Consider the following 25,109-nt stretch of genomic DNA (forward strand, 5'->3'; position numbering starts at 1 on the left):
TCAGCTTGGCACTTTGCCCGCGACCAGCGGGCATGAACGGGATGGACGATGAATCCGAATTATCGCAACCTCGCGCTCTGGGCGGTCATAGCCGTCCTCCTGATCGCGCTTTTCAATCTTTTCCAGGCGCCCCAGCAGCGCGGCACCGCGCGCGAAGTGCCGTATTCGGAATTCGTCCAGGAAGTGGAGAGCGGGCGCGTCCAGTCGGTGACCATCACCGGCAACCGCATCACCGGCACTTACGGCGATTCATCGCAGGGCTTCCAGACCTACGCGCCGAACGATGCCAATCTCGTCCAGCGCCTCGAAGAGCGCGGCGTGACCATCAACGCCCGCCCCGAGGCCGACGGCTCGAACTCGATCTTCGGCTATCTGCTTTCCTGGCTGCCGATGATCCTCATCCTCGGCGTCTGGATCTTTTTCATGCGTCAGATGCAGTCGGGCTCGGGCCGCGCCATGGGTTTCGGCAAGTCCAAGGCCAAGCTTTTGACCGAGGCGCATGGCCGCGTCACCTTCGCCGACGTCGCCGGCGTGGACGAGGCCAAGCAGGACCTTGAGGAAATCGTCGAGTTCCTGCGCGATCCGCAGAAGTTCCAGCGTCTCGGCGGCAAGATCCCGCGCGGCGTGCTTCTCGTAGGCCCTCCCGGCACCGGCAAGACGCTCACCGCCCGCGCTGTCGCCGGTGAGGCCAACGTGCCCTTCTTCACCATTTCCGGCTCCGACTTCGTCGAGATGTTCGTCGGCGTCGGCGCGTCCCGCGTGCGCGACATGTTCGAGCAGGCCAAGAAGAACGCCCCTTGCATCATCTTCATCGACGAGATCGACGCCGTCGGCCGTCATCGCGGCGCCGGCCTCGGCGGCGGCAATGACGAGCGCGAGCAGACGCTGAACCAGCTTCTCGTCGAGATGGACGGCTTCGAGGCCAATGAGGGCATCATCCTCATCGCCGCGACCAACCGTCCCGACGTTCTCGACCCCGCGCTTTTGCGCCCGGGCCGCTTCGACCGTCAGGTCGTCGTGCCGAACCCGGATGTCGGCGGCCGCGAGAAGATCCTCAAGGTCCATGTCCGCAACGTGCCCCTGGCGCCGAACGTCGACTTGAAGGTCCTCGCACGCGGCACGCCCGGTTTTTCGGGCGCTGATCTCGCCAACCTCGTCAACGAATCCGCCCTGATGGCCGCGCGTCGCAACAAGCGCCTGGTCACCATGCAGGAATTCGAGGACGCCAAGGACAAGATCATGATGGGTGCGGAGCGCCGCTCCAATGCCATGACGCAGGCCGAGAAGGAGTTGACCGCCTATCACGAGGCCGGCCACGCCATCACCGCGCTGCATGTTCCCTCGTCCGATCCGCTCCACAAGGCGACGATCATTCCGCGAGGCCGCGCGCTCGGCATGGTCATGCAGTTGCCCGAGGGCGACCGCTATTCCATGAGCTACAAATACATGGTCTCGCGCCTCATCATCATGATGGGCGGCCGCGTTGCCGAGGAGATCAAGTTCGGCAAGGAGAACATCACCTCCGGCGCGTCGTCCGACATCGACCAGGCGACCAAGCTCGCCCGTGCCATGGTCACGCGCTGGGGCTTTTCCGACAAGCTCGGCCAGGTCGCCTATGGCGAGAACCAGGAAGAGGTCTTCCTCGGTCACTCCGTCGCGCGTCAGCAGAACATCTCCGAGGAAACCTCGCAGATCATCGATGGTGAAGTGCGCCGCCTGATCGACGAAGCCTATACCGAGGCCCGCCGCATCCTGACCGACCACCGCGACGAATGGCTGGCTATAGCCGAAGGCCTGCTCGAATACGAGACGCTGTCGGGCGACGAGATCCGTCAGTTGATCAAGGGCGAGAAGCCCGCCCGCGACATGGGCGACGACACGCCGCCCACGCGCGGCTCGACCGTGCCGAAGGCCGGCGGCCGCAAGGAAGACAAGAAGGGCGGCGAGCCAGGCGGTCTGGAACCGCAGCCGCAAGGGTGATCCTCGGGATCATGAAATCGAAAGGCCGGGCTCGATGCCCGGCCTTTTGCGTTCAGTAGACCCGCGGTGCCAGTCCGGACTGAAACCACGTCACGAAGCTGGCGATGGAGAACACCGGCAGCCCGGTCGCCGCGCGGATATCAGCCGCATAGGGCACCATGTTGGTGCATTCGAGCACGATTGCGCCAAGGTCGGCATTGTCCGCCTGAAGTTCCTTCGCCGCCGCCACATTGTCGGCCCGCGCGGCCGCCACGTCGAGCGTCATCTCGTTGCCGAGGATCGCGCGGGTGAATTCGCGGCCACCCTCGGTCGAGCCGACCGGCGTTCCCGCCGGTACGCCCGCCCTTTCCAGATGAAGCGGCGTCAAAGTGGAACTCGAGATCGTCAGGATGCCTGCGCGCCTGCCCTTCGGCAGGAGCCGGTTCACCTGCGCCACCTGCATCAGCGACGAGGTCGCGACAGGCACGCCGACCGCTTCAGCGAGTTGTTCCTGGAATAGCGAGAGAAACCCGCAATTGGTGGTGATCCCGTCGACGCCGTCGGCGACGAGTTCGCGCGCAGCGGCGATGAAATCGTCCAGCAGTCCTTCGGCGTTTCGGCGCACAACCCGATCCGGAGAGGCCCCCCGCACGATCTTGTAGTGGACCGGGAACGGCCAGGAGAGCGCATTGCCCATGTCGCCGACGATGCGCGGAAACCGTGCCTCCAGCATCAGGATGCCAACCGCAGCTCCGTAGATCGCCTTGCCGCCCGTCGCCTGCATGTCGTGCCTCCGTCTCGCGCCCTGCTCATGCCACGCCGGTGGAAATGTCACCAGACGGCTTGACCGGAAGAAGGGCTTCGGTCGCTATTCGCGCATGGAAAAATCTTCGAATGCAAAGCCGATCGCAATCGTCGGCGCGGGCATCGTCGGCGTGTCGACGGCCATCTGGCTGCAGCGCGCCGGCCATGACGTCATCCTCGTCGACCGGGCCGGCCCCGGCGAAGGCACGAGCTATGGCAATGGCGGCGTTCTGGCCTCGGCGGCAATCGTCCCGGTCACGGTTCCCGGCCTCTTGAAGAAGGCGCCGGGGATGCTCTTCAGCCGAGAGCAGCCGCTCTTCCTCAAATGGTCCTATCTGCCGCGCCTAGCGCCCTGGCTGCGCCGCTATCTCGCCCACGCAACCGCCGACGAGGCGCGCCGCATCGCCACCGCCCTGCACCCAATCATCGGCGACAGCCTTGCCGACCACCAGGCGCTGTCGGCTGGCACCGACGCAGCCAGATGGCTGGTCCCGTCCGACTACGTGTTTCTTTACCGCGACCGTGCGGCCTTTGCCGCCGACGCCTTCGGCTGGTCCATTCGGCGCAGCCACGGTTTCGAATGGGACGAACTCGAAGGCCCCGATCTTCGGGCCTACGACCCGGTCTTCGCGCCGGCGAACGGATTCTGGGTGCGCCTGAAAGACCATGGCCGCATCGCCGACCCCGGCCGCTACGTGAAGGACCTTGCCGCCCATGCCGAGGCAAACGGCGCGCGCATCGTCAGGGCGCATGTGGACGATTTCGTCATCGAGAACGGGCGCGTCACCGGCCTGCGGGCCGGCGGCGATACGATCCCCTGTTCCGGCGTCGTACTGACGACCGGCGTCTGGTCGAAGGCGCTTGCCGCAAAGCTCGGTGTCAACGTGCCGCTCGAAAGCGAGCGCGGCTATCATTTGGAGCTGTGGGAGCCGAGCGCCATGCCCCGTTCGCCGGCGATGATCGCGGCGGCGAAGTTCGTCGTCACGCCGATGGAGAACCGGCTTCGCCTTGCCGGCATCGTCGAGTTCGGCGGGCTCGACGCGCCGCCCTCGCGCGCGCCCTTCGATCTCTTGATGCGCAACATTCGGGCCGCGATCCCTGACCTGACCTGGAAGGAGACGAAGGAATGGATGGGCCATCGCCCAGCCCCGTCGGACTCGATTCCGCTTATCGGGCCTGCGCCGAAGATCGCCGGCGCCTGGCTGGGCTTTGGCCATCACCATGTCGGCCTGACCGGCGGGCCGAAGACCGGCCGTTTGCTGGCGCAGCTTATTTCTGGCAGCAAGCCGAATATTGACCTTGCGCCCTACGCCCCCGCGCGCTTTGATTGAAGCTTGAAGTTTCTCGTCAGAAGAACGGCCTCGAAGGCATCAGGAGAGGGTTGAACATGAAGAAGATCGCATCCGTGCTGGCATCCACCGCCATCGTGTCGATGGCGTCAGGCGCCGCATTCGCCGAAAAGTGGGATATGCCGCTCGCCTATCCGGCGACGAATTTCCACTCCGAGAACGCAGCCATGTTCGCGCAGTGCGTGACCGACGCCACCGGCGGCGAACTGGAGATCGTCACCCACCCGAACGGCGCTCTGTTCGCCGGCAACGACATCAAGCGCGCCATCCAGACCGGCCAGGCACCGATCGGCGAACGCCTGATTTCGGCCCATGCCAACGAGAACCCGCTCTTCGGCGTTGATTCCATCCCCTTCCTCGCCACCTCCTTCGACGAATCTCACAAGCTGTGGGACGCCGCCTCCGAGGAGATGGCCAAGGTGCTCGACGAGCAGAACCTCGTCTATCTCTATGCCGTCGCATGGCCGCCGCAGGGTCTCTACGCCAAGAAGGAGATCAACTCGGCCGCCGATCTCCAGGGCGTTAAGTTCCGCGCCTACAACGCCGCCACCGCCCGCATTGCCGACCTCGCCGGCATGGCGCCGGTACAGATCGAGGCCGCCGAACTCAGCCAGGCGCTCGCGACCGGCGTGGTCGAGAGCTTCGTTTCGTCGGGCTCGACCGGCGTCGATTCCAAGGTATGGGAAAGCCTGACCCATTTCTACGACGTTCAGGCCTGGCTTCCGCGCAACGTCGTCTTCGCCAACAAGGACGCCTTCGAGGCCCTCAGCGATGAGGTCCGCACGGCGGTCACCACCTGCGCAGACGAAGCGGGCACCGCCGGCAACGCCAAGGCCGAGGAACTGACCGCCGGCTATCTGAAGACGCTTGAGGAGAACGGCATGACCGTCGCCAAGCCGTCCGAAGAGCTGCGCGCAGAGCTCGCCGCCTTCGGCGAGACGATGACGAACGAGTGGGTCGAAAGCGCCGGCGAAGTCGGAGCGTCGATCGTCGAGGACTACCGCGCCCAGTAAGCGCGCATCGAACGGGGGCCCGGCGGCGCGCCGGGTCCTCATTTTCTTTTCCGGCTAGCGGAGCAGGACATGAATGGCGCGGGGCGCGTGATACGCCGGTCGCTCGATGCGATCTATGACGGTGCCGGCCTTCTTGCCGCTGTTTGCCTCGTCGCGATCCTGATCGTGATCATGGTGCAGGTGGGCGCGCGCTGGATGGGCGTCACGATCCATGGCCCGGCCGAATATGCCGGCTATCTAATGGCGGCCGCCTCCTTCCTCGCCTTCGCCCACACGCTGAACCGCGGCGCCCACATCCGCGTCGGACTTTTGATGAACCTTCTGGGCGAGCGTCGCTTCTGGGCCGAGCTCTGGTGCCTTCTGGTCGCCTCGGCGGCGAGCATCTTCCTTGCCTGGTACGCCTGCAAGGCAGTCTACTGGTCCTGGAAGCTTGGCGACATCAGCCAGGCGCAGGACGCCACCCCGCTCTGGATCGTGCAGACCCCGGTCGCCGTGGGCGCGATCATCCTCGCCGTCTGCTTTGTCGACAATCTCGCAACCCTCCTCGTGACCGGCCGGGACAACATCCGCCCCGACCTCGGCGAACAGAGCCGGGCGGAATAGGTCAATGGAACAGTTCTACGCGATCGGCCTCTTTCTCTTCGTCCTCTTCATCCTGCTCGGCTCCGGCGTCTGGATCGGCCTTGCGCTGCTCGGCGTCGCCTATGTCGGCATGGAGATGTTCACGGTGCGCCCGACCGGCGACGCGATGATGACCGTCGTCTGGCGATCCGCCTCATCCTGGACGCTGACGGCCCTGCCGATGTTCATCTGGATGGGCGAGATTCTCTTTCGCACGCGCCTGTCGGAAGACATGTTCAAGGGCCTTGCGCCCTGGATGGCGCGGCTTCCCGGCGGGCTGATGCACACCAACATCGCCGGATGCGCGGTTTTCGCCGCCGTTTCGGGCTCCTCGGCCGCCACGCTCACGACCGTCGGCAAGATGACGATCCCCGAACTGCGCAGGCGGCAGTATCCCGAGCGCATGGTGATCGGCACGCTGGCCGGCGCGGCCACGCTCGGCCTGATGATCCCGCCATCGCTGACGCTCATCGTCTACGGCGTCTCGATCAACGAATCGATCACATCGCTGTTCATCGCCGGCATCATTCCCGGCCTCGTCCTCGCCGGTCTCTTCATGCTCTACGTGGTTGCAGTCTCGCAGCTCTCGAAGAGCTACAATCCGACGCCCGAGCCGAAGATCAGCTTCATGGAAAAGGTCAAGCTTTCGCGCTTCCTTGTCCCGGTCCTGCTCCTGATCCTGCTCGTCATCGGCTCGATGTATACCGGCATTGCGACTGCGACGGAGGCTGCCGCCATTGGCGTCGTCGGCGCGCTGGTGCTCGCCGCCGCCCAGCGCTCGCTCACCTGGTCCGTCTTCGTCGAAAGCCTGATGGGCGCGACGCGGACATCGGCGATGATCGCGCTGATCCTCGCCGGCGCCGCCTTCCTGACGCTCGCCATGGGCTTCACCGGCCTGCCGCGCGGGCTAGCCGCCTTCATCGCCTCGATGGAACTGACCCAGTTCCAGCTCATCATGGTGCTGATGGTGTTCTACATCATCCTCGGCTGCTTCCTCGATGGCATCTCCATCGTGGTCCTGACCATTGCCATCGTCGAACCAATGGTGCGCCAGGCCGGCATCGACCTGATCTGGTTCGGCATCTTCGTCGTCGTGGTGGTCGAGATGGCGCAGATCACGCCGCCCATCGGCTTCAACCTCTTCGTGCTGCAGGGCATGACCGGCCACCCGATGAGCTATATCGCCCGGGCGGCCCTTCCGATGTTCCTGATCATGTTTGGCATGATCCTTCTGCTGGTCGCCTTCCCTGAACTGGCGACATGGTTGCCCGAACAGGTTCGCCCGGTCCGTGGCGTGGCGCCGGCGGCGTGACGCTTCTGCGGCTGGCGGCCCGCCAAGGCCGCGCGATCCTGATTGCCGGTCTCGTGGTCGGCATCGGCTTTCCCGCCCTGGCCTTCGCGATGCGGCCCTGGATACCCGAGCTTGTTGCGGCCATGCTCTTCGTCGCCGCGCTTCGCATCGGACCCCGCGCCGCCTTCGGTGCCGCGCGCGACTTCGGCGCCGCCGTCGGCATCGCCGGTCTCTATCAGGTCGTCTTCCCCCTGGTCGCCATTGCGTTGTTCCTTGCACTCGGCTGGAACGGCGTCTTCGCCACGGCGATTATCCTCATGCTCGCAGCCTCGCCGATCTCCGGCAGTCCCAACATCACGCTGATGACCGGCAACGATCCGGCACCCGCGCTGCGCCAGCTCGTGATCGGCACCGCGCTCCTGCCCCTGACCGTCATTCCCGTCTTCTGGCTGACGCCCGATCTCGGCAATCTGTCGGACGTCTTCGCCGCCGCCGCGCGACTTCTGGCGCTGATCCTCGCCGCGACCGGCCTCGGCTTCGCCATCCGCGCGACCGTCCTGCGCGATCCGGAACCCGAAACGCTCGCGGCCATCGACGGTGCGTCGGCGATCCTCATGGGCGTGGTGGTGGTCGGGCTGATGTCGGCGGTGGGACCGGCGATCTTCGACGATCCGGCCGGACTGGCGGTCGCGCTCGTCATCGTCTTCGCGGCGAATTTCGGCCTTCAGCTCGCCGCCGCAACGGCCCTGCGCGCAAGCGGCCGCCGCCATCTGGCCGCCCCGCTCGGCATCGTCGCGGGCAACCGCAACATCGCGCTTTTCATCGCCGCCCTGCCGGCAGCGGTGACCGACCCGCTGTTGCTCTTCATCGGCTGCTACCAGATCCCGATGTATTTGACGCCGATTCTGCTGGGTCGGTTTTACAGGCGAGAAACGGCCCTATAGGCCCCGCCCGGTTCGCGTCAGAGCGGCCGCCATTTGCAGGCCGCCCTGACGGAAATGCAATCAGCCCTGGGCGGCGATCACGATGATCTCGACCTTGTACTTCGGCGCCGCGAGCTTCGCTTCGCCGGTCGCGCGCGCGGGCGTGTTCGCCTTGTCGACCCAGGCGTCCCATGCTTCGTTCATCTCGGCGAAGTTCGCCATGTCGTCGAGCCAGATCTGGGCCGAGAGGATGCGCGACTTGGACGAGCCTGACAGCGCCAGCAGCCGGTCGACCTCCTTGAGGATCGATTCGGTCTGCGCCTTCACCGTGTCGCCGTCGCCGACCTGTCCGGCGAGATAGACGACGCCGTTGTGGATGTTGGCCTGGCTCATGCGCGGGCCGGTTTCGTGCCGGGTGATGGTCATGGGAGTATCCTTCCGAGAAATTCCAGCAAGAGTGTGAAGCGGCTTTGCGTTCGGAATTTCGATATGGTCATGGGTTCATGTCTGCGAGATAGCTGTTCGCTTCCGCCGAGGCTTGGTAGCGGCTCGGGTCGATCTGTGCAACGAGAAGCGCCTCGCCGCTCTCGCCGGCCTGCGCCAGCAGAGTTCCGTCCGGTGCGACGATCGCCGACAGGCCGGCATAGGCGAAGCGCTCGTCCGCCCCGCAATGATCCACATAGGCAAGGAAGACCTGGTTCTCGAAGGCGCGCACCGGCACCATCTTGCGCGCGATGAAGGCGTCGTGGTCGCTCGCCGGCAACGCGGTCGGCACCAGCACGACGTCGACGCCCGCCCTTGCCAGCCGCCGCACGTTTTCGGGAAACTCGACATCGTAGCAGATCAGGATGCCGAACTTCAGCCCGCCGCGCTCGAAGGTCACGGCATCGGGCTTGGCCTGTTCGAACAGCCCGCGCTCATAGGGCCCGTAGAGATTGCACTTGCGGTAGATCGTCGGCACCGCTTCGCCGTCCACGAACACCGCGCTGTTGCGCAGCGTCTCACCGTCGCGCTCGGAGAAGCCGGCGAGGACGGCGACGCCGGTCTGCGCCGCGATCTCGGACAGCCGCGCGACTTGCGCGCCTTCGGACGTCTCGGCTTTTTCGCGCACGGCGCGCCCGGCGCCATAGCCCGTCAGCGCCAGTTCCGGCGCGATCAGGATCGACGCGCCCTTGGCCGCCGCCTCGCGTGCCGCGCGCTCGATCTTCGCAAGGTTGGCGCCGACGTCGCCCGGCACGCTTTCCATCTGGTACGCGGCGATCTTCATCAGCTTTCGTCCGACGAGAGCGCGCCGAGGAGCCGCGGCAGGTCGTCGAACCGCGCCACCAGCCCGAAGATCAGCGCTGCAAGCGCGACGAAGAACACCGACACCGACGCCATGGTGGGCGTATAGCCGTAGCGCAGCGCGTTGAAGATCTTGATCGGCAGCGTTTCCATGGTGAACCCCACGGTCATGTAGGCGACGATGTATTCGTTGAGTGACAGCACGAACACGAAGGCGAAGCCCGACACCAGATAGGGCAGTATCAGCGGCAGGACCACCGTGCGCAGAACCGTGCGGTCGCTCGCGCCCATGGTCGACGCCGCTTCCACGAGCGACCTGTCGATGGAGGCGAAGCCGAGGGTGAGCGTCACCAGCGGCAGCGTGACGAAGAAGATGCCGTGCGAGATGATCGCCGTCCACCACTGGCCGTAGGCGCCCGCCGTCGTCCAGAAGGTCAGGAAGCCGAGCGCGGTGATGACGGGTGGCAGCACGAAGGGTGCGACGCCCAGAAGCTGGAACACGTTCGCCCAAGGCGCGATCCGCCGCCACAGGAACCAGGCGAGCGGCAGCGCGATCAGCACCGCCAGCGTCGCGGCGAGGGTCGCAAGCAGCAGCGAGTTCATCAGCGCCTGCCGCCAGCTGTCGTCGGTGAAGATCGCCGCATACCAGGAAAGCGAAAAGCCCTCCGGCGGAAAGGTCAGGTTCTGGCGCTCGTTCACCGAAACGCCCGCGACCACGACGATTGGCGCGGCAAGGAAGATCGCGATGAGAGCAAGGTAGAGGCGCGTCAGGGCCGTGCTCATGCCGCATCTCCCTTGCGCCCGACAAGGAGCGTCAGGCCCACCAGCGCCAGCGACATCAGGACGAGGAATACGGCCATCGCGGCGGCGAACGGCATGTTCGACTGGTAGATCGCCTGGTCGGTGATCAGGACTGACAGCGTCCAGTGCTGGGGCCGGCCCAGAATCTGCGGCAGGAGATACGCGCCGAGCGCGAAGACGAAAACCATGATCAGCGTCGCCACGATCGTGTTGCGCAGGCCCGGCACGACCACGTTGAAGAACGCGCGGACGGGCGAGGCGCCGAGCGTGCGTGCGGCTTCGGTCAGCGTCGGGTCGAGCCGTACGATGGCAGGGTAGAGGATCAGCACCGTATAGGGCAGCGCCTGGTAGACCATCGCGGTCAGGACCGCGCCGAAGCCGGGATAGAGCGCGCGCGGCTCGGCCATCAATCCCGCCCAGACGAGCAGATTGGTGACGCCGGCGGTGCGTGAGAAAAGCGTCGACCAGGCAAAGCCGATGATGACTTCCGACAGCGACAGGACGGACAAGAGCGCGACCAGCCAGACCACCTGCACGCGCCGGCTCGCCTTCGAGATCAGCCAGGTGAACGGGAACCCGATCGCGACGCACACCAGCGCCACCATGACCGCAAGCATGATCGAAAAGCCCAGCACGCCGCCAAAGAAGGCGGACAGGAACCGCTCGTAATTGTCGAAGATGAAGGCCGGCGTATAGAACCCGCCCTGCTGGCGCTGGAAGAACGAAACGGCGACCATCGTGCCGAATGGCACGACGAAGAAGGCGACCAGCATGAAGCCGGGAAAGACCAGCGGGGCGTAGTCCGCAACGCTCTTCGGCGCCTCGCGTCTCATGACTTCAGCACCACCGCGCTTTGCGCCGGTATGCGCACGCCGACCTTCTGGCCGGCGACGAGATCGGCGCGGTCGCGCGGTGTGGTCACCGCGACGATGGTCGCACCGGAAACGTCGACGAAGGTTTCGATCGTGCCGCCAAGATCGCGCACGAAGGTGACCGTACCGTCCAGCGCACCCTCGCCCGGCGCGGTGATCTGGACGTCCTCGGGCCGCACGGAGAGCGTCCCGGCACGTGCTCCGTCCGCCATCGCGACATCCGGCAGCGCGGTACCGAGCGCGGTGACGCGACCCGCGCTGTCGCTTTCGACGGCGAGAAGATTGGTCGAGCCGATGAACCCGGCGACGAAGCTGTCTGCCGGGCGGCGATAGATTTCCACCGGCGGCGCGGCCTGGCGGATACGGCCTTCGCCCATGACGACGACGAGGTCGGCCATGGTCATCGCCTCGCGCTGGTCGTGGGTGACGACGATGGTGGTGATGCCGAGCTGTTGCTGGAGCTGGCGCAGTTCCACCTGCATCGCCTCGCGCAGTTTGGCGTCGAGCGCGGAGAGCGGCTCGTCGAGCAGGAAGAGGCGCGGCGAGATGGCGAGCGCACGGGCGATCGCCACCCGCTGGCGCTGGCCGCCGGAGAGCTTGGCGACCGGGCGCTTCGCAAAATCGGCCAGGTGGATGAGCTTCAGGAGCTCGTCCACCCGCGCGCTCTGCTCGGCCTTCGAGGCGCCGCGTATGCGCAGAGGATAGGCGATGTTGTCGCCGACATTGAGATGCGGGAACAGTGCGAGCGACTGGAACACCATGCCGAAGTCGCGGTTGTGCGTCGGCGTCGCGGTGATGTCCTGCCCGTCGACCACGACGGCGCCCGAACTCGGCTCCTCAAGCCCCGCGATCATGCGCAGCAATGTGGTCTTGCCGCAGCCCGATGGGCCGAGCAGGCACACGAACGTGCCTGGCGGCACGTCGAGGCTGACATTGTCGACGGCTTTGAAGTCGCCGAACCTTTTGGTGATCGCCTTGAGCGCGAGACCCGTCATCGCTGTCCCGTCTTTCCGATGGTCCGGGCTGCCAACGCCGCCCGGAAGATTGTGGTTCCCGACGCACCGAGCAGGGCAACTGCCGCCGGGCGCGTCGAGATTCGGGGTCAGGACGAGCCGAAAACGGTGGTCTTCGAGAACCGGAGCGGAGCGTACTTTCCGCACGTGAGCACTGGAAGCGCAGAAGACTGCCGTTTGCAGGCCGTCCTGACGTGAATATCGTCGCGCCCGTCAGCCGGCGATCATCTCGGTCCACTTCTGGTTCAGGAAGTCGTCCCGCGTCTGGTAGAGATCGTAGCGCGGGATGATCGGATCGATGTCCGACGACACGGCGGCAAATTCCTCGTCGGTGAGTTGCGTCAGTTCGCGCTTGATCGTCGGCGCGGTGCCGACCTTCTGCGACATCAGCGTCTGGGTTTCGGCGCGCGTCATGTAGTCGATGAAGAGATGCGCTTCCTCGACCTTCTGCGACGCGCGGCTCAAGGCCCACGCGCCGGAATCCAGAATGCCGCCTTCCTGCGGGAAGGTCGAGCGGACCGGGTTGCCGTCGGCCGCCGCAAGGCCGGTGACGTCGTGGTAGTACTGGCCCATCGGGATTTCGCCCGACTTCAGCGCCTGTTCGAACTGCGCCTCGTCGCGATACCACAGCCGCACGTTCGGCTTCACCTCGGCCAGCTTCTGGAACACCTCTTCCAGCCCCTCGTCGGTGCTGAGATGGTCGGTGCCGCCGAAGAAGGTCTTGGCGGTGACTTCCAGCAGGAAGGAGTTGGAGACGAGCGCGAGAAGGCCGAGGCGATCGGCATTCGCCGGATCCCAAAGCGCCTGCCAGGAGGTCGGCGCCTCGGGATAGACGTCGGTGTTGGTGACGAGCGTGATGTACCAGGCCACCGCGCCTATGCCGCACACGCGTCCGTCCGGATATTTGTTGACCGAGCGCTCGAGCAGATTGTCGGCATTGGTGATCTTGGCGAGGTCGAGCGGCTGCCAGAGCTCCGTCGCCTGACCCTTGAGCATGGCGACCTGCGCCATCATCGACAAATCGGCCGGCGCCTGGTTGGCGCGCGCGGCCTGCTCGAGCTGGACGAGCCAGGCCTCGCCGGTCGGCTCGGCGATGGATTCGACCGCGATGCCGGTTTCCTCGGTGAAAGCCGGGAAGATGTGCTCGTCGAACGAATCCTTGAAATAGCCGCCATAGACGCCGACCTTGATCGAGCGGTCCTGCGCCCGCAGGATCGAGGGCATGGCGAGCATGCCGGCCGTCATCGCCGTGCCGGCGAGCACCGTGCGCCGGCTCACATTGGTGGTCAGAAACTTCTTCATCGTCGTTCCTCTTATGTGGCCTTTGCGGCCGTTCCCTTGTTCCCAATTCAGCCCGGGTATTCGGGGCTGTGCGAGGCGAAAACGTCTGGTTTCGAGAACCGGAGCGGAGCGTACTTTCGTACGTGAGCACCGGAAGCGCAGAAAGCAGGCGTTTGCAGACCGCTCAGAGCCGAATGATGGATGGACTGAACACCATCAGGCTCAGAATTTCAAACAGCACCTGTGCTCCCGCATGGGCAGTGTTGGTCGTCGAATCGTATTGCGGCGCGACCTCGACCACGTCGCCGCCGACGAGATCGACGCCCTTCAGGCCGCGCAGGAGTTCCAGCACCTCGCGCGTCGTCAGCCCGCCCACTTCCGGCGTGCCGGTTCCGGGCGCGAAGGAGGGGTCGAGGCTGTCGATGTCGAAGGAGAGATAGGTCGGCCCATCGCCGACGATGGCGCGCGCCTTTTCGATGATCGCGGGAATGCCGAGCCGGTCGACCTCCTCGGCATGGATCACCGTCATGCCGCTCTCGTAGGAGAACTCCCACAGATATTCGGCCGAGCCGCGAATGCCGATCTGGATCGTCCGCGTCGGATCGAGCACGCCGTCGAGCACCGCATTGCGGAACGGCCCGCCATGGTGGAACTTGGTTTGATCGAACGATCCGCTCGTATCGCAATGCGCGTCGATATGGATCAGCCCGACCGGCCGGTCCCGGCCGACCGCCTTCAGGATCGGGTGGGTGATCGAATGATCGCCGCCGACGCCGAGCGGCACGACGCCCGCATCCACCATGCGTGTCACATGCGCCTCGATGTCGTCATGGCTCTGCTCCAGCCGGTAGCGGCTGGCAAACGGCACGTCGCCGATGTCGGCCACGCGCAGTTCCTGAACCGGCGCACATTCGAGCACGTGGTTGTAGGGTCCGATCCGCTCGATCGTCCGAAGCGCGCGCGGCCCGAAGCGCGAGCCGTTGCGGTTTGTGACGCCCAGATCCATCGGCACGCCGTAGATGCCGACCTGCAGGTCGCCGAAATCGGGCGCGGCCGGGTCGATGGCATGGTGCGGCGCGGTCAGGAAGGTCGGCATGCCGGCATAGGGCGCGAGCCGCGTGCCGGATTTGGAGAAGATCTTCTCGGCCACCTTGCGAAAGCGGGGGTCGGCGATGTCGCCGCCTGTGCCGTCCGCGAACTTGTCGCGCAAGGCTTCGAGTTTCGCCTGATCCCAGCCCATTGCCTGCTCCTTGTTCGCTGCCGCGTGCCGCATAATGTTTTGGCAGTATCGAATTGTTGAGGCAGTGCCATTGAAAATGCAATTGATATTGTTGTAGCGCTCGCTATGAGCTTTCTTCACATCGGAAACCCACGCTTGGCACCGCGTCTGCCCCCGCTCAATCCCCTGCGCGCCTTCGAGGCCGCAGCCCGTCACGGCTCGCTGACCAAGGCGGCGGCGGAGCTGTCGGTGACGCATGGTGCGGTCAGCCACCAGATCAGGGCGCTGGAATCCGCTCTCGACGTGCAGCTCTTCGAGCGCGGCGGCCACCGCCTGAAACTCACCGCCCATGGCGCCGAGCTCCTGCCTTCCGTCTCGACCGCGTTCGCCGAGATCGCGGGCGCCACTGCCCGGCTGACGCGGCCTTCGAGCGCCGGTGCGCTGTCGGTCACCTGCGTGCCCGCGCTTCTGTCGTTCTGGCTCCTGCCGCGCCTTTCCTCCTTCACCGCGCGCTTTCCCGACATCCGCCTCACCCTGGACGCCGCCAACGACGCGGACCTGATCCACTCCCCCGGCATCGACATCTGCGTCCTTTACGGCGACGGCAACTGGACCGATTGCTGGTCGCGCCGGCTGACCGGGCTCGATCTTTTTCCGGTCGTCTCACCCTCGCTCATCAACAACCGGCCGATCCGCACCATTCGCGACATGAAGGAGCACATCCTCCTGCACGCCGATGACGGGCGCGAGTGGAACACCTGGCTGTCGGCCGCCGATGCGCTCGACCTGAAGCGCAACGCGCACCACCACATGTGCGACGCGCGGCTTGCCATCGAGGCGGCAATCCACGGCTATGGCGTGGCGCTCGGCGACACGGTGACCGCGAGCCGCTTCCTCGCTTCCGGCCAGCTCGTCGCGCCCTTCAGCCTCGCCGTGCCGGCGGTCGATGCCTTCCACGTCGCCTGCCGTTCGGACCTGCGCTCCGCGCCGGTCGTGCAGGTCTTCATCGATTGGCTCACCGCCGAATTCGCCGCCACCGACGCCCGCGCCGAGCCGCAGACGAGCGCTCGCCGTTCAATCCGGCGTTCCACACCCGCCCCGCGCAAGACGCTGGGCCGAAAAGCCGCCAAATCCCGCAAGTCCTGAGAACCCGCCCCCGCATGATGAGACCGCGCCTCAATCCGCTGATCGCCAGCCTGTCCGCCCCGCCGATCCCCGCCGTCCAGGCCTGGGGCCGCGCCTATGACGGCCGCCTCGGCCCGCTGGTCGACCTTTCCCAGGCCGTGCCCGGCTACCCGCCCGAGCCGCGCATGCTGAACTGGCTCGCTGAAGCTGCCGGCTCCGTCGCGGCTTGCGGTTATGGGCCGATCGAAGGCGAGGACGAACTGCGCGCAGCCTACGCCTCCCATCAGGCCGAACTCTACGGCGCGCCGGTCGCGGCCGAGAACATCCACGTCACCTCGGGATGCAACCAGGCCTTCGTCACCGCCGCGATGGCGGTCGCCGGCGTCGGCGATGCGATCCTGATGACCAACCCGTGCTACTTCAACCACGAGACGACGCTAGAAATGCTTGGCATCGCACCGCGCTATGTCCGCTGCCATGCCGAAAATGGCTTCCTGCCGCGGGTCGAGGACGTCGCCGCCGCGATTGCGCCCGACATCCGCGCGCTGGCCATCGTCACGCCCAACAACCCGACCGGCGCAATCTATCCGCCCGCGCTCCTCGCCGACCTTCTGGCGCTTTGCCGCGACAGGGGCATCTGGCTCATCCTCGACGAGACCTATCGCGATTTCCTGCCGCTCGGCACCTTGCGCCCGCATGAGCTCTTTTCCGAGCCGCTCTGGCAGGACAATCTGATCGGCCTCTACTCCTTCTCGAAATCGTTCTGCATTCCCGGCCATCGCCTCGGCGCGGTCACCGCCTCGCCGCTGATGGTGGATGCCGTCGCCAGGATCATGGACAATGTGCAGATCTGCGCGCCCCGCGCCCCGCAGATCGCGGTCGCCTCGGCCATCGCGCCGCTCGCCGCCTGGCGCGAGGACAACCGCGCCGAGATCGCCCGCCGCGCCGATGCGCTGCGCGCGGCGCTGGATGGCGTCAACGGCTGGACGCTCGACGCGCTCGGCGCCTACTTCGCGTTCCTGCGCCATCCGTTCGAGGGCGAAAGCTCGATCCGCATCTCCGAACGCCTCGCCCGCGAGGCCGGCATCGTCACCATCCCCGGCGCCTTCTTCGGCCCCGGCAACGAGCGGCACCTTCGCGTGGCATTCGCCAATGCGACGGCGCAGGTGTTGCGCACGCTGCCGGAAAGGCTGCGGGCGATAACCTAGCTTTCTCCGGCTCGGCCTTACGCGAACAGCGCCCGATCCTTCTCCACCGCCTGCGCGATGAACCCCGCCACCGCCTGTATCCGTCGAACCGGCCGCACCGACTCGTGATAGACCAGCCAGTAGGCGCGCCGGATCGGCTTGATCGCCTCGACAAGCACCAGTTCGGGGTGCCTGCGCGCGATGAACGAGTGCAGGATGCCCACCCCGGCGCCTGCCCGCACCGCCTCGACCTGCCCCAGAGCCGACGACACCGAGAACCGCGCCTGCCATTGCGGATGGAACTGGTGTGCATAGTCGAGTGACGGGCTGACGATCAGGTCCGGCACATAGCCGATCAGCCGGTGGCGCGGCAGGTCGTCGGTCGATTGCGGCAGGCCATGCGCCTCGGCATATGTGCGCGAGACGTAGAGCGCGAGCGTGTAGTCGACGAGCTTTGCCGCCACCAGCCGGCCTTCGGTCGGACGGTCGACGGTGATCGCGATGTCCGCCTCGTGCCTCGACAGCGAGAAGGAGCGCGGCACCGGGACAAGCTGCAGGTCGAGATCGGCGTGGAGCGCGGAGAATTCCGGCAGGCGTCCGGCGAGATAGGCGACGCCGAACCCGTCCGGCGCGCCGATCCGCACCGTTCCCGAAAGCGTCGTTTCCTCGCCCGCGACTTCCGATCGTGCGGCGATCATGTCGGCTTCCATGCGCTCGGCGACCTGCAGGAAGCGCTGGCCCTCCGGCGTCAGTTCGCAGCCTGTCGTCAGCCGGTTGAGAAGCTTGGCGCCGAGCGCGGATTCGAGCGCCACCATGCGCCGCGAGACGGTCGCGTGGTTGAGCCCGAGCCTTTTGCCGGCCCCCAGAATCTGGCCGGATCGCGCCACCGCCAGAAACACGCGCATGTCGTCCCAATTCATGGAAATCTCCTCCCCGGCTCCCATACCGCGTTGCACCATTTCGTGCACCTTCTTTCTTGCGCATTGATCCTTGCACAGCGGCTTGCGCGCGCCTGACGTTGCAATGGTGTCCTCATGCGCAGAAGATGCGCGCCAAACCGGATAAGCTTAGGGAGATCCTCATGATCGAGGTCGGACATTTCATCGGCGGCAAGCGCGTCGCCGGCAAGAGCGGTCATACCGCTGACATCATGCAGCCGATGGACGGCTCGGTGCGTGGCAAGGTCGCGCTCGCCTCGCGCGAAGAACTGCGCGAAGCGGTCGAGAACGCCAAGCAGGCGCAAATCGGCTGGGCCGCGACCAATCCGCAGCGCCGCGTGCGCATCCTTATGAAGTTCCTCGACCTCGTCCAGAACGAGTATGACGAACTCGCCGAGATGCTGGCCCGCGAGCATGGCAAGACCATCCCCGACGCCAAGGGCGACATCCAGCGCGGCCTCGAAGTGATCGAGGTCTGCATCGGCGCGCCGCATCTGATGAAGGGCGAATATACCGACGGCGCCGGCCCCGGCATCGACGTCTATTCGCTGCGCCAGCCGCTCGGCGTTGTCGCCGGCATCACCCCGTTCAACTTCCCGGCCATGATCCCGCTGTGGAAGATCGGCCCGGCCATCTCCGCCGGCAATGCCTTCATCCTGAAGCCGTCCGAGCGCGATCCGTCCGTGCCGATGCGCATCGCCGAACTCTTCATCGAGGCGGGTCTTCCGGCCGGCGTCCTCAACGTCGTCAATGGCGGCAAGGAGGTCGTCGACGGCATCCTCGACGATCCGGACATCAAGGCCGTGGGCTTCGTCGGCTCGACGCCGATCGCGCAGTACATCTATTCGCGCGCGACCGCGAACGGCAAGCGCGCCCAGTGCTTCGGCGGCGCCAAGAACCACATGATCATCATGCCCGACGCCGACATGGACCAGACGGTCGATGCGCTGATCGGCGCCGGCTACGGCTCGGCGGGCGAGCGCTGCATGGCGATCTCGGTTGCCGTTCCCGTCGGCAAGGAGACTGCCGACCGCCTCGTCGAAAAGCTGATCCCGCGCGTCGAGGCGCTTAAGATCGGTTCCTCGCTCGACGCCTCGGCAGATTTCGGCCCGGTCGTCACCAGCGAAGCGCTGGCGCGTATCAAGTCCTATGTCGACACGGGCGTGAAGGAAGGCGCCGACCTCGTTGTCGACGGTCGCGACTTCAAGATGCAGGGCTACGAGAACGGCTACTACATGGCCGGCTGCCTGTTCGACAACGTCACGCCCGACATGAAGATCTACAAGGAAGAGATCTTCGGTCCGGTCCTGTCGGTGGTGCGCGCCAACAATTACGAGGAAGCGCTGCGCCTGCCCAACGAGCACGAATACGGCAACGGCGTCTCGATCTTCACGCGCGACGGCGATGCTGCCCGCGACTTCGCCGCCCGCGTCCAGGTCGGTATGGTCGGCGTGAACGTGCCGATCCCGGTCCCGATCGCCTACTACACCTTCGGCGGCTGGAAGGCCTCCGGCTTCGGCGACCTGAACCAGCACGGCCCCGACGCCTTCCGCTTCTACACCAAGACCAAGACCGTCACTTCCCGCTGGCCCTCGGGCATCAAGGACGGCGCCGAGTTCGTCATCCCGACGATGAACTGAACCACCCGCCAGGCGCTTAGTCGCCTGGTATCATACCACGCCGACGTCTCCCTCCCCCTTGTGGGGAGGGGTACGGGGTGGGGGTCCCCAACGATCCGCCCCCTCGCTCGGGGCGCTCCCTTTCCGGATGCAAGCCGCAGTCCTACTGCGCCGTCCACCCGCCATCCACCGACACCGTCGTCCCCGTAATCTGCGCTGCGTCGTCGGAGCACAGGAACGCGACCGTGCCGGCGATCTGGTCGACCGTGGCGAATTCCTTCGAGGGCTGTTTGCGCAGGACGTGTTCGGCGACGACCGTCTCCCGATCGAGCCCCTTTTGCGCCATCAGATCCTCGATCTGGGTTTCGACGAGCGGCGTCAGCACGAAGCCGGGGCAAACGGCGTTGCAGGTGATGCCCTGTCCGGCGGTCTCGAGCGCCGTCGTCTTCGACAGGCCGACGATCCCGTGCTTGGCCGCCACATAAGCCGACTTGTTGACGGAGGCGCGCAGCCCGTGCGCCGAGGCGATGTTGACGATGCGCCCGAAGCCGGCCTCGCGCATGATCGGCAGGGCTACCGCCGTCGTGTGGAAGGCCGAGGTCAGGTTGATCGCGATGATGCGGTCCCACTGGTTCACCGGAAAGCTTTCGATCGGCGAGACGTGCTGGACGCCGGCATTGTTGACGAGGACATGAACCGCGCCGAAGGCGTCAGCGGCGTCCCTGACGAGCCTGCGCGCATCCTCGCCCTTCGACATGTCGGCGGCAACATAGAGCGCCTCGACGCCGAACTCGGCGGCGAGGCTCTCGGCAAGCGCCCGGTCTTCGCTCGCATCGGTGAACGAGTTCAGCACGAGGTTGTATCCGGCAGCGCCGAGCCGCCGTGCGCTCGCAAGACCGATGCCCGAAGTCGACCCCGTCACGATTGCCGTTTTTCTCGCCGTCATGGCCATGTCATCCCGTTTTGTTGTGCTCGTCGCCATCGAACATATATTGCAGCGCATCACAATATGGACGCGCGACGCCTTGCTCCGGCCCGATGGCGGGTTTAATCCGGAAAGCGTTCGGCGCCACCAGATGAGGCAGGCCAAGTGAATCCGCATGTTCAGTTTCTCGATCGTCCGCTGACGCGCCGGATCTCGGTTCCGGTGCCGGTAGGCGGCGTTCTCGTCGGCGGCGCGGCGCCCGTCGTCGTCCAGTCGATGACGAATACCGACACCGCCGACATCGACGCGACGGTCGCGCAGATCGCCGCGCTCCATCGCGCCGGCTCTGAAATCGTGCGCATCACGGTCGACCGCGACGAGAGCGCGGCCGCCGTTCCCAGGATTCGCGAGCGGCTGGAACGCGTCGGCGTCGACGTGCCGCTCGTGGGCGACTTCCACTATATCGGTCACAAGCTGCTCGCCGATCATCCGGCCTGCGCCGAGGCGCTTGCGAAATACCGCATCAATCCGGGCAATGTCGGCTTCAAGGACAAGAAGGACAGGCAGTTCGCCGCCATCGTCGAGACGGCGATCCGGCACGACAAGCCGGTGCGCATCGGCGTCAACTGGGGCTCGCTCGACCAGGAACTCCTCACCCGCCTGATGGACGACAATCAGGCAAAAGGCTTCCCGATGACCGCCCAGGAAGTCACGCGCGAGGCGATCGTGCAGTCCGCGATCCTGTCGGCCGAACTCGCCGAGGAGATCGGGCTGGCGCGCGAGCGGATCATCCTGTCGGCCAAGGTTTCCCAGGTGCAGGACCTGATCGCGGTCTATGTCGAGTTGGCGAAGCGCTCGAACCACGCGCTGCATCTTGGCCTCACCGAGGCCGGCATGGGCACCAAGGGCATCGTCGCCTCGTCGGCCGCGATGGGCATCCTGTTGCAGCAGGGCATCGGCGACACGATCCGCATCTCGCTGACCCCGGAGCCGGGCGGCGACCGCACCCGAGAGGTGCAGGTGGCGCAGGAACTGTTGCAGACCATGGGATTTCGCCAGTTCCTGCCGGTGGTCGCGGCCTGCCCGGGCTGCGGCCGCACGACCTCGACCGTCTTCCAGGAACTCGCCCAGACCATCGAGGGTGACCTTCGCCGCAACATGCCGGTCTGGCGCGAGCAATATCCGGGCGTGGAAAACCTAAAGGTCGCGGTGATGGGCTGCATCGTCAACGGCCCGGGCGAATCGAAGCATGCCGATATCGGCATTTCGCTGCCCGGCACCGGCGAGACGCCCGCCGCGCCCGTCTTCATCGACGGGGCCAAGGCGGCAACCTTGCGCGGACCGGCAATCGCCGCCGACTTCCAGGTGATGGTCGCCGACTATATCGAAAAGCGCTTCGGGCGCGGCACGGGCGCCTGAGCATGCGGGCGCGGGCGCTTCTTGCAGCCCTCGCCATCGCGCTTGGCGCGTCGCCTTCGCACACCGCCGAGAAGGCCGCGCCGACCATCGGGCTCGTCTGCGACCTGATCGAGGAACATGCGGGCAGGAATGGCCTGCCCGAGCAGTATTTCGCCCGCCTGATCTGGAAGGAAAGCCGGTTCAACCCGAACGCGGTCAGCCCGGTCGGCGCGCAGGGCATCGCCCAGTTCATGCCCGGCACGGCGGCGCTGCGCGGCCTTGCCGACAGTTTCGACCTGCATCAGGCGCTCGCCGCCTCCGCGAACTATCTCGCCGACCTCACCGAGAAATACGGCAATCTCGGCCTTGCCGCCGCTGCCTACAATTCGGGCGAGGGACGCGTGTCGCGCTGGCTCGCCTCCGGTGGCTTCTTGCCGCTGGAAACCGAGAACTACGTGCTCGACATCATGGGTGCCCCGGCCGACGCCTTCATCGGCGTCAGGAAAGCGGTCGAGGTGCAGCCGCTCGACGACGAGATGCCCTTCGGCCAGGCCTGCCGCGAACTGCCCGTCTCCGGCGCATCGATGGTGGCGATGGCGACGGTGCCGGTGCTGCCCTGGGGAATCCAGGTCGCCGGCAATTTCCGCCGCGACGCGGCGGTGCGGCAATGGCAGCGCCTGCGCCAGCAGCATGCGCGGGTCCTGTCGGGGCACGAGCCGGTCGTCAGCCGCATGCGCAACGGACGCTCGCGCGCCGGCATCTATGCGGTACGCATAGGCGCTGAAACGCGCGGCGAGGCCGACCGCATCTGCACGGCGCTGCGTGGCTCCGGCGGCTCATGCGTCGTTTTGAAGAACAGATAGAACGCTACCGGTCCCGCTCGGCCACGAACCGTGCCGTCGCCATCAAGATCACCGCCCGGTCGCCATAGGGCGCGATCAGCTCACACGCCTGCGCGACGAGCCCGCCCAACTGCCGCCGCGCCCAGGCCTCGCCGTGCAGCGCGACAAGCGTGCCCTTGCCAGCGGCCGCATCCTTGCCGGTCGCCTTGCCCATCGCCTCCGGTGTGGAGCTATGGTCGAGAAGATCGTCGGCGAGCTGGAAGGCAAGGCCGATGGCGGAGCCGAACTCGGCCAACCGCTCCACGTCGCCCTGCGGCGCGCCGGCCGCGATCGCCCCGGCCTCGCAGGCAAAGCGGATCAGCGCCCCGGTCTTCATCGCCTGCAGGCGGATGATGCCGGCCTCGTCGGGCGTGTCGCGCTCGGCGGCAAGGTCCAGCGCCTGCCCGCCCACCATGCCGCCGATCCCTGCGGCGCGCGCGAGCTTTGAAATGAGCGCGACACGCGCCTCGGCGCTCAGCTCCGTCGCCGGATCGGCAATGATGTCGAAGGCCAGCGTCAGGAGCGCGTCGCCGGCGAGAATCGCGGCTGCCTCGTCGAACGCCCTGTGCACCGTTGGCTGTCCGCGCCGAAGATCGTCGTCGTCCATCGCCGGCAGGTCGTCATGGACGAGCGAATAGGAATGGACGCATTCGAGCGCCGCCGCGACGCGCAGGATCGCCTCGCCATCGGCGCCGAAGAGCGCGGCGCTTTCGAGGACGAGAAAGGGGCGAAGCCGCTTGCCGCCATTGAGGACGCCGTGGCGCATGGCGGCGAGGAGGCGCTCGGGCCGGGCGAGTTCGCCGGGAAGCGGGTGTGCGCCCAGGAGCGCGTCGAGCATCGCCTCGACGCGCAATGCGGCGCCGGCAAGAAGGGTTTCGAAGTCGATCTGGCTTTCATCGTGCATGGTGTGGCAATCGCCTCTGCCGGCTGCCCGGTCAAGCGATATCGGCGATGCAATCGCGCGCGACGATCGCCGCGATTGCGCGCGTGGGCGCGAGCCGCTAGACGGGGAACGGTGTCTGGACATGGAAGAGACGGGTGGACGAGCCTGCAATCGAGGTCGAACCGCGCAGGGCCGAAAGGCCTGAAGCCTTGACGCTCCTGAAGCCGCGCCGCAAGCGCCGCCCGGGGCTGCGCTGGGTCGGGCGCGCCGTGATCGTGCTCGTCGCGCTGGCGCTCTTGCCGCTCGTTCTGACGCTGCTCTACCGCCTGCCCGCCGTTCCGGCGCCATCCACGCTGATGATCAAGGACGTCGTGACCCTTCAGGGCTACGACCGGCGCTGGGTGCCGATCGACGAGATGGGGACGGCGATCGTCCACTCGGTGATGATGTCGGAGGATGGCCAGTTCTGCGCCCATGATGGCGTCGACTGGCCGGCGCTCAATGCCGTCATCGAGGATGCCATGTCGGGCGAGCGCACGCGCGGCGCATCGACCATCACCATGCAGACGGCCAAGAACCTCTTCCTGTGGCACGGCCGCTCCGTCATCCGCAAAGGCATCGAAGTGCCGCTGTCGCTCTATCTCGACGCTGTGCTGCCGAAGAGGCGGATCATGGAAATCTATCTCAACATCGCCGAGTGGGGACCGAACATCTATGGCGTGGAGGCAGCCGCCCAGCACCATTTCGGCCGTTCCGCGCGCGATCTGTCCGCCCGGCAGGCGGCGCTTCTGGCCGTCACGCTGCCCAACCCGCTGAACCGGAACCCGGCCAATCCGGGCCAGGGCCTCTCGCGCCTGGCGGGAACGATCGAGGCGCGCGCCAACCAGGCCGGCGCCTATGTTTCCTGCCTGCGCTGAGCGCCGGAAAAAATTCGAGGCCGAGTCTGGTCAACCGGCCGCGAGGCGTGTATAGGCACCGCAACCTTTCGCAGAATTCGGCCAGTTGCAGGCCCTTGACCCAAGGGCGGCGCAGGCCATTGACCGATATCCGGAGCAGGACAAATGGCTGTACCCAAAAGGAAAACTTCGCCTTCGAAGCGCGGCATGCGCCGCTCGGCCGATGCGCTGAAGTCCCCGACCTTCACTGAAGACAAGAATTCCGGCGAGATGCGCCGCCCGCACCACATCGACCTGAAGACGGGCATGTATCGCGGCCGCCAGGTGCTGACGCCCAAGGAAGGCTGAGCCTTTCGACAGAACGTGAAAAAGCCGGGCATTGCCCGGCTTTTTTGTTGCCTGCGTTGCGTTCGATCAGACGTCCGCGCCGCGAACCATCTGCGTCGATTCCCAGCCTTCGCCGGCCGAGATGATGCAGCTCTTGCCGTCCGTTCCGGTGGCCAGGATCGTCCACGAGCCGCTATCGGACACGAAGACTTCGACGACCGCGTTGTTGTCCACCATGCCGACCGCCGTCGCGCTCTCCTTGAACTGCGTCTCCAGCTCGGACACGATGTTGGAGCGCTCCGAGCACATGTTCATCGAGAGCATGTTGGCGTTGAGCGCCGGCGTCTCGACGGCGGGCGCTTCTGGCTGAACGGCGGCGAGATCGGCATTGGGGCTTGTAGCGGAAGCAAAGGGGAGAGCGGTCAAAACCATCGCTGCTGCCGTTGCTGAGACGATAAGAGCTGTGCGTGCCATTGGATGCACCTCCTGGCGTTCGGTCA

Annotated in this window: 25 protein-coding genes; 13 read left to right on the forward strand and 12 right to left on the reverse strand. The window is 66.1% G+C overall.

Going from position 1 to position 25,109, the window contains the following annotated elements; genetic code table 11:
* Positions 1–48: 48 nt before the first annotated feature.
* Positions 49–1,980 carry an ATP-dependent zinc metalloprotease FtsH gene (ftsH, locus tag GTK01_RS14345; protein WP_252926955.1) on the forward strand — a complete coding sequence of 644 codons (1,932 nt, stop codon included), beginning with the start codon at positions 49–51 and terminating at the stop codon, positions 1,978–1,980.
* Positions 1,981–2,032: 52 nt separating this feature from the next.
* On the opposite strand, the gene GTK01_RS14350 is transcribed toward ftsH, so the two are convergent.
* Entirely contained in the window at positions 2,033–2,743 is a 711-nt protein-coding gene (locus GTK01_RS14350) for an aspartate/glutamate racemase family protein (protein WP_252926957.1), read from the reverse strand.
* A 94-nt stretch (positions 2,744–2,837) separates the two neighbouring features.
* Here GTK01_RS14350 and GTK01_RS14355 point away from each other — a divergent pair, with 94 nt between their 5' ends.
* The 5 genes from GTK01_RS14355 to GTK01_RS14375 all read left to right on the forward strand — a co-directional run bounded on the left by GTK01_RS14355 (position 2,838) and on the right by GTK01_RS14375 (position 7,981).
* Positions 2,838–4,094: an FAD-binding oxidoreductase gene (locus tag GTK01_RS14355; RefSeq protein WP_252926960.1), complete on the forward strand. Its 1,257-nt coding sequence runs from the start codon at positions 2,838–2,840 to the stop codon at positions 4,092–4,094.
* A gap of 56 nt (positions 4,095–4,150) precedes the next feature.
* On the forward strand, positions 4,151–5,125 hold the full coding sequence (locus GTK01_RS14360; protein ID WP_252926963.1) for a TRAP transporter substrate-binding protein: 975 nt from the start codon (positions 4,151–4,153) through the stop codon (positions 5,123–5,125).
* A 69-nt stretch (positions 5,126–5,194) separates the two neighbouring features.
* Positions 5,195–5,728, forward strand: coding sequence for a TRAP transporter small permease (locus GTK01_RS14365; RefSeq protein WP_252926966.1), 534 nt, complete (start codon positions 5,195–5,197; stop codon positions 5,726–5,728).
* Positions 5,729–5,732: 4 nt separating this feature from the next.
* Positions 5,733–7,058, forward strand: coding sequence for a TRAP transporter large permease (locus GTK01_RS14370; protein ID WP_252926983.1), 1,326 nt, complete (start codon positions 5,733–5,735; stop codon positions 7,056–7,058).
* The gene (locus GTK01_RS14375; protein ID WP_252926987.1) at positions 7,055–7,981 is read left to right on the forward strand and encodes a hypothetical protein; all 927 of its coding nucleotides are present in this window, start codon (positions 7,055–7,057) and stop codon (positions 7,979–7,981) included. The genes GTK01_RS14370 and GTK01_RS14375 overlap by 4 nt, the downstream gene beginning before the upstream one ends.
* Before the next feature lie 60 nt (positions 7,982–8,041).
* Here the strand turns inward: GTK01_RS14375 and GTK01_RS14380 are convergent, their stop codons facing one another.
* The 7 genes from GTK01_RS14380 to speB all read right to left on the reverse strand — a co-directional run bounded on the left by GTK01_RS14380 (position 8,042) and on the right by speB (position 14,451).
* Positions 8,042–8,386, reverse strand: coding sequence for a RidA family protein (locus GTK01_RS14380; protein WP_252926990.1), 345 nt, complete (start codon positions 8,384–8,386; stop codon positions 8,042–8,044).
* Positions 8,387–8,453: 67 nt separating this feature from the next.
* Positions 8,454–9,227: a carbon-nitrogen hydrolase family protein gene (locus GTK01_RS14385; RefSeq protein WP_252926993.1), complete on the reverse strand. Its 774-nt coding sequence runs from the start codon at positions 9,225–9,227 to the stop codon at positions 8,454–8,456.
* Positions 9,227–10,027 (reverse strand): ABC transporter permease, encoded by an 801-nt coding sequence (locus GTK01_RS14390; protein WP_252926996.1) that lies wholly within the window; start codon positions 10,025–10,027, stop codon positions 9,227–9,229. Before GTK01_RS14390 ends, GTK01_RS14385 begins: the two co-directional genes overlap by 1 nt.
* Positions 10,024–10,878, reverse strand: coding sequence for an ABC transporter permease (locus GTK01_RS14395; RefSeq protein WP_252926998.1), 855 nt, complete (start codon positions 10,876–10,878; stop codon positions 10,024–10,026). The genes GTK01_RS14390 and GTK01_RS14395 overlap by 4 nt, the downstream gene beginning before the upstream one ends.
* Entirely contained in the window at positions 10,875–11,912 is a 1,038-nt protein-coding gene (locus tag GTK01_RS14400; RefSeq protein ID WP_252927000.1) for an ABC transporter ATP-binding protein, read from the reverse strand. The genes GTK01_RS14395 and GTK01_RS14400 overlap by 4 nt, the downstream gene beginning before the upstream one ends.
* Before the next feature lie 231 nt (positions 11,913–12,143).
* Positions 12,144–13,175, reverse strand: a complete 1,032-nt coding sequence (locus tag GTK01_RS14405; protein ID WP_252927100.1) for a PotD/PotF family extracellular solute-binding protein — start codon at positions 13,173–13,175, stop codon at positions 12,144–12,146.
* A gap of 220 nt (positions 13,176–13,395) precedes the next feature.
* A complete protein-coding gene (speB, locus tag GTK01_RS14410; protein WP_252927002.1) occupies positions 13,396–14,451 on the reverse strand; it encodes an agmatinase in 1,056 nt (351 codons plus the stop codon).
* 135 nt (positions 14,452–14,586) lie between these two features.
* On the opposite strand from speB, the gene gcvA reads away from it, so the two are divergent.
* Entirely contained in the window at positions 14,587–15,576 is a 990-nt protein-coding gene (gene gcvA, locus GTK01_RS14415) for a transcriptional regulator GcvA (RefSeq protein ID WP_252927004.1), read from the forward strand.
* Between the two features lie 14 nt (positions 15,577–15,590).
* Positions 15,591–16,763 carry an aminotransferase gene (locus tag GTK01_RS14420; protein WP_252927006.1) on the forward strand — a complete coding sequence of 391 codons (1,173 nt, stop codon included), beginning with the start codon at positions 15,591–15,593 and terminating at the stop codon, positions 16,761–16,763.
* A 17-nt stretch (positions 16,764–16,780) separates the two neighbouring features.
* Here the strand turns inward: GTK01_RS14420 and GTK01_RS14425 are convergent, their stop codons facing one another.
* Positions 16,781–17,662 (reverse strand): LysR family transcriptional regulator, encoded by an 882-nt coding sequence (locus GTK01_RS14425; RefSeq protein ID WP_252927008.1) that lies wholly within the window; start codon positions 17,660–17,662, stop codon positions 16,781–16,783.
* 161 nt (positions 17,663–17,823) lie between these two features.
* Here GTK01_RS14425 and GTK01_RS14430 point away from each other — a divergent pair, with 161 nt between their 5' ends.
* On the forward strand, positions 17,824–19,320 hold the full coding sequence (locus GTK01_RS14430; RefSeq protein WP_252927010.1) for a CoA-acylating methylmalonate-semialdehyde dehydrogenase: 1,497 nt from the start codon (positions 17,824–17,826) through the stop codon (positions 19,318–19,320).
* Positions 19,321–19,462: 142 nt separating this feature from the next.
* On the opposite strand, the gene GTK01_RS14435 is transcribed toward GTK01_RS14430, so the two are convergent.
* Positions 19,463–20,245 (reverse strand): 3-hydroxybutyrate dehydrogenase, encoded by a 783-nt coding sequence (locus tag GTK01_RS14435; protein WP_252927012.1) that lies wholly within the window; start codon positions 20,243–20,245, stop codon positions 19,463–19,465.
* 144 nt (positions 20,246–20,389) lie between these two features.
* Here GTK01_RS14435 and ispG point away from each other — a divergent pair, with 144 nt between their 5' ends.
* Both ispG and GTK01_RS14445 read left to right on the forward strand, forming a co-directional pair.
* Entirely contained in the window at positions 20,390–21,643 is a 1,254-nt protein-coding gene (ispG, locus tag GTK01_RS14440) for a flavodoxin-dependent (E)-4-hydroxy-3-methylbut-2-enyl-diphosphate synthase (RefSeq protein ID WP_252927015.1), read from the forward strand.
* Between the two features lie 2 nt (positions 21,644–21,645).
* A complete protein-coding gene (locus GTK01_RS14445) occupies positions 21,646–22,485 on the forward strand; it encodes a lytic transglycosylase domain-containing protein (RefSeq protein ID WP_252927018.1) in 840 nt (279 codons plus the stop codon).
* 4 nt (positions 22,486–22,489) lie between these two features.
* Here the strand turns inward: GTK01_RS14445 and GTK01_RS14450 are convergent, their stop codons facing one another.
* On the reverse strand, positions 22,490–23,407 hold the full coding sequence (locus tag GTK01_RS14450; RefSeq protein WP_252927021.1) for a polyprenyl synthetase family protein: 918 nt from the start codon (positions 23,405–23,407) through the stop codon (positions 22,490–22,492).
* Between the two features lie 134 nt (positions 23,408–23,541).
* On the opposite strand from GTK01_RS14450, the gene mtgA reads away from it, so the two are divergent.
* Complete coding sequence (mtgA, locus tag GTK01_RS14455) at positions 23,542–24,303, forward strand: monofunctional biosynthetic peptidoglycan transglycosylase (RefSeq protein ID WP_371924355.1); 762 nt, start codon at positions 23,542–23,544, stop codon at positions 24,301–24,303.
* Between the two features lie 144 nt (positions 24,304–24,447).
* Complete coding sequence (gene rpmF, locus GTK01_RS14460) at positions 24,448–24,630, forward strand: 50S ribosomal protein L32 (protein WP_024587246.1); 183 nt, start codon at positions 24,448–24,450, stop codon at positions 24,628–24,630.
* 66 nt (positions 24,631–24,696) lie between these two features.
* On the opposite strand, the gene GTK01_RS14465 is transcribed toward rpmF, so the two are convergent.
* The gene (locus GTK01_RS14465) at positions 24,697–25,083 is read right to left on the reverse strand and encodes a hypothetical protein (RefSeq protein ID WP_252927024.1); all 387 of its coding nucleotides are present in this window, start codon (positions 25,081–25,083) and stop codon (positions 24,697–24,699) included.
* Between the last annotated feature and the right edge of the window lie 26 nt (positions 25,084–25,109).

The organism is Aliihoeflea sp. 40Bstr573 (assembly GCF_024105655.1).
Lineage (GTDB): Bacteria > Pseudomonadota > Alphaproteobacteria > Rhizobiales > Rhizobiaceae > Aliihoeflea.

Excerpts from the sequence above, each read along its gene's own strand:
- GTK01_RS14370 (WP_252926983.1), top strand. The coding sequence starts at position 5,733 with ATGGAACAGTTCTACGCGATCGGCCTCTTTCTCTTCGTCCTCTTCATC.
- GTK01_RS14390 (WP_252926996.1), bottom strand. The coding sequence starts at position 10,027 with ATGAGCACGGCCCTGACGCGCCTCTACCTTGCTCTCATCGCGATCTTC.
- GTK01_RS14425 (WP_252927008.1), bottom strand. The coding sequence starts at position 17,662 with ATGAATTGGGACGACATGCGCGTGTTTCTGGCGGTGGCGCGATCCGGC.
- GTK01_RS14395 (WP_252926998.1), bottom strand. The coding sequence starts at position 10,878 with ATGAGACGCGAGGCGCCGAAGAGCGTTGCGGACTACGCCCCGCTGGTC.
- GTK01_RS14400 (WP_252927000.1), bottom strand. The coding sequence starts at position 11,912 with ATGACGGGTCTCGCGCTCAAGGCGATCACCAAAAGGTTCGGCGACTTC.
- GTK01_RS14350 (WP_252926957.1), bottom strand. The coding sequence starts at position 2,743 with ATGCAGGCGACGGGCGGCAAGGCGATCTACGGAGCTGCGGTTGGCATC.
- ftsH (WP_252926955.1), top strand. The coding sequence starts at position 49 with ATGAATCCGAATTATCGCAACCTCGCGCTCTGGGCGGTCATAGCCGTC.
- GTK01_RS14430 (WP_252927010.1), top strand. The coding sequence starts at position 17,824 with ATGATCGAGGTCGGACATTTCATCGGCGGCAAGCGCGTCGCCGGCAAG.
- GTK01_RS14385 (WP_252926993.1), bottom strand. The coding sequence starts at position 9,227 with ATGAAGATCGCCGCGTACCAGATGGAAAGCGTGCCGGGCGACGTCGGC.
- GTK01_RS14355 (WP_252926960.1), top strand. The coding sequence starts at position 2,838 with ATGGAAAAATCTTCGAATGCAAAGCCGATCGCAATCGTCGGCGCGGGC.
- GTK01_RS14445 (WP_252927018.1), top strand. The coding sequence starts at position 21,646 with ATGCGGGCGCGGGCGCTTCTTGCAGCCCTCGCCATCGCGCTTGGCGCG.
- speB (WP_252927002.1), bottom strand. The coding sequence starts at position 14,451 with ATGGGCTGGGATCAGGCGAAACTCGAAGCCTTGCGCGACAAGTTCGCG.
- rpmF (WP_024587246.1), top strand. The coding sequence starts at position 24,448 with ATGGCTGTACCCAAAAGGAAAACTTCGCCTTCGAAGCGCGGCATGCGC.
- GTK01_RS14365 (WP_252926966.1), top strand. The coding sequence starts at position 5,195 with ATGAATGGCGCGGGGCGCGTGATACGCCGGTCGCTCGATGCGATCTAT.
- GTK01_RS14450 (WP_252927021.1), bottom strand. The coding sequence starts at position 23,407 with ATGCACGATGAAAGCCAGATCGACTTCGAAACCCTTCTTGCCGGCGCC.
- GTK01_RS14435 (WP_252927012.1), bottom strand. The coding sequence starts at position 20,245 with ATGACGGCGAGAAAAACGGCAATCGTGACGGGGTCGACTTCGGGCATC.
- GTK01_RS14465 (WP_252927024.1), bottom strand. The coding sequence starts at position 25,083 with ATGGCACGCACAGCTCTTATCGTCTCAGCAACGGCAGCAGCGATGGTT.
- GTK01_RS14405 (WP_252927100.1), bottom strand. The coding sequence starts at position 13,175 with ATGACGGCCGGCATGCTCGCCATGCCCTCGATCCTGCGGGCGCAGGAC.
- GTK01_RS14360 (WP_252926963.1), top strand. The coding sequence starts at position 4,151 with ATGAAGAAGATCGCATCCGTGCTGGCATCCACCGCCATCGTGTCGATG.
- GTK01_RS14420 (WP_252927006.1), top strand. The coding sequence starts at position 15,591 with ATGATGAGACCGCGCCTCAATCCGCTGATCGCCAGCCTGTCCGCCCCG.
- GTK01_RS14380 (WP_252926990.1), bottom strand. The coding sequence starts at position 8,386 with ATGACCATCACCCGGCACGAAACCGGCCCGCGCATGAGCCAGGCCAAC.